General features: G+C 35.8%; 7 protein-coding genes. 1 reads left to right on the top strand and 6 read right to left on the bottom strand.

The features are described from left to right. Positions 1–269, bottom strand: a 269-nt coding sequence (locus QXQ25_00965) for an NADH-quinone oxidoreductase subunit A (GenBank protein MEM0160276.1), incomplete at its 3' end; no start/stop codon positions are given. A gap of 170 nt (positions 270–439) precedes the next feature. On the opposite strand from QXQ25_00965, the gene QXQ25_00960 reads away from it, so the two are divergent. After that, positions 440–1,063, top strand: a complete 624-nt coding sequence (locus QXQ25_00960; protein MEM0160275.1) for a DUF998 domain-containing protein — start codon at positions 440–442, stop codon at positions 1,061–1,063. A 50-nt stretch (positions 1,064–1,113) separates the two neighbouring features. Here QXQ25_00960 and QXQ25_00955 read toward each other — a convergent pair whose 3' ends face one another. The 5 genes from QXQ25_00955 to moaA are packed head-to-tail and all read right to left on the bottom strand — an operon-like array spanning position 1,114 to position 5,996. Then, positions 1,114–1,884, bottom strand: a complete 771-nt coding sequence (locus QXQ25_00955; GenBank protein ID MEM0160274.1) for an ABC transporter permease — start codon at positions 1,882–1,884, stop codon at positions 1,114–1,116. Further along, positions 1,868–2,824, bottom strand: a complete 957-nt coding sequence (locus QXQ25_00950) for an ABC transporter ATP-binding protein (GenBank protein MEM0160273.1) — start codon at positions 2,822–2,824, stop codon at positions 1,868–1,870. The genes QXQ25_00955 and QXQ25_00950 overlap by 17 nt, the downstream gene beginning before the upstream one ends. Positions 2,825–2,853: 29 nt before the next feature. Further along, complete coding sequence (locus QXQ25_00945) at positions 2,854–4,212, bottom strand: signal recognition particle protein Srp54 (GenBank protein ID MEM0160272.1); 1,359 nt, start codon at positions 4,210–4,212, stop codon at positions 2,854–2,856. A gap of 36 nt (positions 4,213–4,248) precedes the next feature. Further along, the gene (locus QXQ25_00940) at positions 4,249–5,073 is read right to left on the bottom strand and encodes a TatD family hydrolase (protein ID MEM0160271.1); all 825 of its coding nucleotides are present in this window, start codon (positions 5,071–5,073) and stop codon (positions 4,249–4,251) included. Continuing rightward, on the bottom strand, positions 5,070–5,996 hold the full coding sequence (gene moaA / locus QXQ25_00935; protein ID MEM0160270.1) for a GTP 3',8-cyclase MoaA: 927 nt from the start codon (positions 5,994–5,996) through the stop codon (positions 5,070–5,072). The genes QXQ25_00940 and moaA overlap by 4 nt, the downstream gene beginning before the upstream one ends. Positions 5,997–6,000 lie beyond the last annotated feature (4 nt).

Raw genomic sequence — 6,000 nt, 5'->3', positions numbered from 1 at the left:
ATAGATCCTAAAATTTTTAAATAATTGGCCCATGGTATTAAAAATATCATTTCTACATCAAAAATCACAAATATTAATAATACGAGATAATACTGCAATTTAACTGGACCTTTTGAGTCACCTATGGTTACTTCCCCACATTCATAAGTTTCATATTTGTATTTTTCATATTTTTTAGGTGCTAAAAGGTGTGAAATCTTTAACATCAAAAGGACTCCTAAGCTAGCCACTATGAAAGTTAACAATAGCGGTAAATATCCTTCGATCATTTTTTACTCACATAAGTGGTAATGACAGAAGAATATTTAAAACTTAACTTGAATTTAATGATTGTATTATATATCACCACAAAATAGATTATCAAGAATCTAGAGAAATCATTAGATTTTTATCATTTATCAAAAAGATATATATAATACTTTTTTGATAATGATTTATCATGGAAAAAAACGAGAGCCGATCTAAAATAATATTTTGGGGTGGAATTGCAGGAATTATTGGGCCTATTATCGCTTTGCTGTTTATTTTTTATTCAGTATCAATATACCCTAACTTCAGCTGGTACAGCAACTATTTAAGTGATCTTGGAGTCGGTAAAACTGCCCCTCTTTTTAACTATCCATTAATATTTGAAGGCATAATGAACTTAATATTTGCGATTGGATTTGCATATGCTCTACAAAAAGGTGTATGGCCTAAGATAGGTGCCATTTTGTTGATAATTGGCGGTGCTTCATTAGCACTGGTCGGAATTTTTAATGAAAACTCCGCCGACCATATTCATGAGTACGTAGCAATGGGATATTTTGTTATACTTCCGGTTTCTTTGATTGTCCTAGGACTTGTAAATTTCAAGAATTTCAAGATGTATTCTATAATTACAGTTCTGTTAGCCATCGTTGCATTGATCGTAATCCTGAGCCATGGCCAGCATGCAATTCCAGAGATTTCGGAAGCTTTGATACTGTCAGCTTGGATAATAGCTAACAGTGTAATGATGATTACCAGAAAAAACAATATGTTTTTACTGAGAAAAATCGGCGTTGAAGAGTGGAAACATTAACATTTTTCATTTTATTTTTTCGGTCTTAAATTTTTTATATATTTGAGCGATCATGCTACTGCAGTGAGCTTTATCTTGTTGTATGTATGTGTGCCTATTGCCATGAATATTACTGATGTAATGACTAATATCACGATCCAGTAAATCTCATTTACCGTTACTATATTTAAAAACGAGTTTCTAATCCCGTCACCCACATAAGTCAATGGATTTACATATGCAATCAGCTGCAAGATATAAGGAGTATTACTTGTTATTGGATAAAAAACTGAGCTTGCAAAAGTGATCATGAAAAACAGAAAATTTGTGATCATGTTAAAAAGCTGGTTTGACTTTACAGTTGCACCTAATGAAAGCATGATTGAACCAAATGTAAAAGTACCCAGCACTAGAAATACGAGAACTAAAAGAATGCCATATACTGAAATATTTATAGATACAAATGGTATTGAAATAGCTATAATTATCACCGCCCCCAAAAACGTGAGCAGCATCATAGCAAGGAGAGTGCTCAGAAGATACTGAAACCTTGTATAAGGCATTGTAAATATCTGCTCCAGCATTCCCACACGTTTATCTGCCCATAACACCCAGCCTGCCAAAGACGATGCAGACAAAACTTGCTCTGCGACTATCCCAGGCGCCAAAAACGTGATGTAGCTGAGTTTTATATTATCATATATAAAAGATGGAATTATAGAACGCATCATTAATCCCATCAAAACAAGATACCCCACAGGCATCATTACCAGAAACGCGATACTGTTAAGGTCCAGCCCAGCTCTTAAAATTCTATAGGTCAGTCTAATTATCTTGTTCAACCTGATCACCTTTTACTACCCTGAAAAATACCTCTTCTAACTCTGTCTTTTTGATATTAAACCATAATATCTCGGATTTTGTATCCTTAATATAATTGTTTATAATACTCAAAACTTCAGGTAAGTTTTTTGTAATTATAATGGATGGTTCTGTTTCATTCTTTGGCATTTTAAAAATTACATCTGAAACATTGTTCTTTATTTTAGATATCAGATTATCTATCTTCTCAGATAATAAAATTTCCAGGGTCTGATCTCCTTCATATTTTTTCTTTAAATTTTCTACAGAGTCTATTGCATGGATCATTCCTTGGTTTATGATCGCCACTCGATCACAAATATAATCTGCCTCTGTGAGATTATGCGTAGTGAAAAATATCGTGACTCCTCTATCAGCAAGCCCTCTAAAATAATCAAGCAGCTTCTTTTTTGCAATAGGATCTAGCCCTATCGTAGGCTCATCTAAAAAAAGTAGCTTGGAGTCATGCATCAGTTCCCTCACAATCTGTAATCTTCTCCTTTGCCCTATCGATAAATCTTCTGCCTTTTTCTTTCTTATATCTGAAAGATCAAATTCTTCAGTGAGCTCATCTATCATCTTTTTTTTCTTGTCTTTTGGAATGTTCCATAAAGTTCCATACATCGAAAGATTGTTTTCGACTGAGAGAGACCATTCATAACTTGGCTGCTGCAATATTACACCAATATTATTCCGTATCTCCAGTGCCTTTTCCACCACATCCATCCCCAACACTTTCACAACCCCAGAACTTGGCTTTATAAGGGTTGTGAGAACACGTATAGTGGTTGTCTTCCCAGCTCCGTTAGGCCCTAAAAATCCAAAAATCTCTCCTTCATTAACCTGAAAACTAATCCCGTTTACAGCATAGTTCTTTCCATCGTATGTTACTTTCAAGTTACTTACATCAATAACATTCATCACTCTCACCAATCAGACATAAAAACGGGCTATAAGTTATTTAAATCCGGAATAGTCCCACCTTTAAATTGCCCTTTAAGTGTCTTTAAAAGTTTGCGATCTCCTTTCATCGCTTTGACAGTTTTCAACATTTTGTTATATTCGCGCATCAGCTCTCGCACTTCCTCTTCAGGACTGCCACTTCCCCTCGCAATTCTTTCTATTCTAGAGCCCTTGATAAGATCTGGATTTTCAAGCTCATCATAAGTCATAGAATCCAGTATCACTCGATATCGCTTCAGTTTTATCTCTGAGTCCTCTATGGCTTCCTTATTTAATTTTTCAGAGCCAGGTAACTTAAAAAGAGGCAGTGAAGATACTATCTTCTGCATTAATCCAGGTTTGGAAAACTGCTCCCATATCTCGTACATATCCTTCAGATTGAATTTGCCAGAAAATAACTTTTCCATTGTCTTTTCTGCCTTTTCTTCTGTAAACTCCATTTCCTGAGCCGTTTCCATCAAGCTTTCGAGGTCTCCCATACCCAGCAATCGCGATAGAAAGCGTTTGCTATCAAATATCTCAAAATCATCAATGTGCTCCCCAGTACCTATAAATAGAACTGGTGCAGATGTCTCTGCAACCGCGCTTAGTGCTCCGCCACCCTTAGCAGAACCATCAAGTTTTGTGATTATTACCCCTGTGATATTTACTGCATCATGAAACGCCTTAGCCTGCTTTCCCGCCTGTTGCCCCATCGTCGCATCTACCACTAAATATATCTGATCTGGCACTATAATTTTCTTTAACTCTTTTATTTCATCAATAAGATCTTGCTCCAGCGCATGCCTGCCTGAAGTATCAAAGATCCAGGCGTGTTTAGTATCTGCATTTTTCATAAAAACTTTTGCAATTTTAACTGCATTTTTTTCGTCCCTGATACCGAACACAGGTACGTTTATTTTTTCTCCAATCTGCAAAAGCTGGTCGTAAGCTGCTGGTCTGTGCACATCGCATGCTACCAAATCCACCTTAACTCCTTTCTTTGATAAGTATTTAGCAAGCTTACCGCAGGTGGTAGTTTTACCCTGCCCATATAATCCTACCATCAAAATCTTTTGAGGCTTGAGTGAGATCTGTTGCTCTGGCCCTAAAATGCTCAAAAGCTCTTCATATATTATCTTCACAATAAAATTTCTGGCTGTTACACCTGCAGGTGGCTTTTCTTCAGTTGCTCTGCGCTCAACTTCTTTGGTTATTTTCAAAACGAGCTGAACGTTCACATCTGCTGAAAGAAGTGCACGCTGTATATCTTTCACTACCTCTTTTATTACCTCTTTATCTATAGTAGAGGCCCTTGCAATCTTACGAATTGTCTCTCTTAGTGACTCACCTAATGATTCAAGCATAATAGATCACCATATTCTTTTTATTATTAAAACTTTTCAGATTTCTAGTTTATAGACTTCATGAATATTTTTTATTGTTGTGTCTGTGAGCTTTTCCATGTCTATTAACCCTTCATTAATTACTGATTTTATACGTTTTGGAACTGTATCTATTGCCAATACCATATTCGGATTTTTTAATTCGTCCACATAGTCAGTTTCTAAGAAAAACCTCGTACCTTTCTGAAACGCTTCTCTAACGTTTTTTCTGGTTGCTATTACTGAGGGGAATATGCCGTAGTTCTCATTTAAGTTGATTAAAGGTGGAGAATAATGTTTTACAACTCTAGACTTACTCAACCGTGCCTGATCAGCCATATTAGCAAGTTCTTTCATTGTTTCCGATGTATATTCTGTATGCATTACTACCGCACAATCAGCGTCTCGCGCTTTCTCAAAAATGTATAATATAAGTTCATTAAACTGGCGCCATAATGATTCAGAAACTGAAAAATGTGGCCTTCCGACCTCGCCGATAGCAATAGCTTTTTGATCTTCTACCAGCTTTACTGCAAAGTCTATGCCTTTCTTCATGATCGTTAACGCCCTATCCATACTCATCCCTTTATTCAAAGCATCTAAAAGATCTACAGGATATGGCCCTATTGTAGCATATGCTTTTACCTTGGTCTCTAAATTTATGGTAGATACTATCTTTAATGTTTCATTATACACTTTTTCATAATAATTGTCATCATATTCATACCCCTGTAATGGTACATTACAAACATTAATGTGTGTGCCACCTTCTTTTTCAAAAATTTTTACTGCTTCTATATTCTTCCCAGAAGTTTGCAGATGCGCATGATTGTCAAATATCATGATTTACGCCAGTAAGGCTCACGCTTTAAAATTGCGTCTTTATATATTGCTAGCAATTGCTCTTCACTCATACCGTCGTTTAGATATGTTAAAATGTCGGTCATGTTATCAGTCCTGAAAAGACAGGGTTTAAGTTGCCCTTCGGCAGTAAATCTGATCCTGTGACAATTTATGCAGAATTCAGTGTTGTGCATAGGACTTACAAGCTCTACTTCTGCAATAACATTGTTTAGAGGTACAAAATATTTTTTGCGATTGTGTAAAGGATTATAAGAAATCTTTATCTTGCTTTTTTCAAGATATTCTTCATACTCTTTCAGGCTTTTGTGATATTTTTTAAACCATACCAGATCCTCAGATTCTCTTGGCACTTCAAGTTCAATAACTTGCAGCACTAAACCCTCTTTTGCCGTAAAATTCAAGAGATCTGTAAATTCATTATCATTAAGTCCTTTCATTACTACATAATTTATTTTGATGGGTTCTAACCCTGCTTCTTTTGCCGCTTTGATACCCTCTATTACACGACTGTGGTACATGCTGCCCGTGATCTTCTTGTACGTTTCGGCATTTAAACTGTGCAAACTGATGTTTATTCTGTTTAACCCAGCATTTTTTAATATCTTGGCATATTCTTGCAGCAATATGCCATTTGTTGTCATGGATATATCTGTAAAATATTGTTTTGCTAATTTTACTATTTCTGCAATGTCTGCTCGAACCAATGGTTCACCACCGGTAAATTTTACTTTACTGATCCCTATATCGCGACTCAAACTGAACAATTTTTTATAACCGTCCAGTGTAACTCTGTTGCCTTTACCATTCTGACCTTCCCTGTGACAGTAAAAACAATTTAAGTTACAGTCCTGTGTAACAGATACACGAATGCTGTTTAGTTCTCTGCCAAATCTATCTTTCACAACA

This window comes from Thermoplasmata archaeon, assembly GCA_038729465.1.
Lineage (GTDB): Archaea > Thermoplasmatota > Thermoplasmata > Thermoplasmatales > ARK-15 > JAVRLB01.
The sequence above is the reverse complement of the archived record's forward strand: the minus strand, read 5'-3'. Positions and strand labels throughout refer to the sequence as shown.

Excerpts from the sequence above, each read along its gene's own strand:
- QXQ25_00945 (MEM0160272.1), bottom strand. The coding sequence starts at position 4,212 with ATGCTTGAATCATTAGGTGAGTCACTAAGAGAGACAATTCGTAAGATT.
- QXQ25_00960 (MEM0160275.1), top strand. The coding sequence starts at position 440 with ATGGAAAAAAACGAGAGCCGATCTAAAATAATATTTTGGGGTGGAATT.
- QXQ25_00950 (MEM0160273.1), bottom strand. The coding sequence starts at position 2,824 with ATGAATGTTATTGATGTAAGTAACTTGAAAGTAACATACGATGGAAAG.
- QXQ25_00940 (MEM0160271.1), bottom strand. The coding sequence starts at position 5,073 with ATGATATTTGACAATCATGCGCATCTGCAAACTTCTGGGAAGAATATA.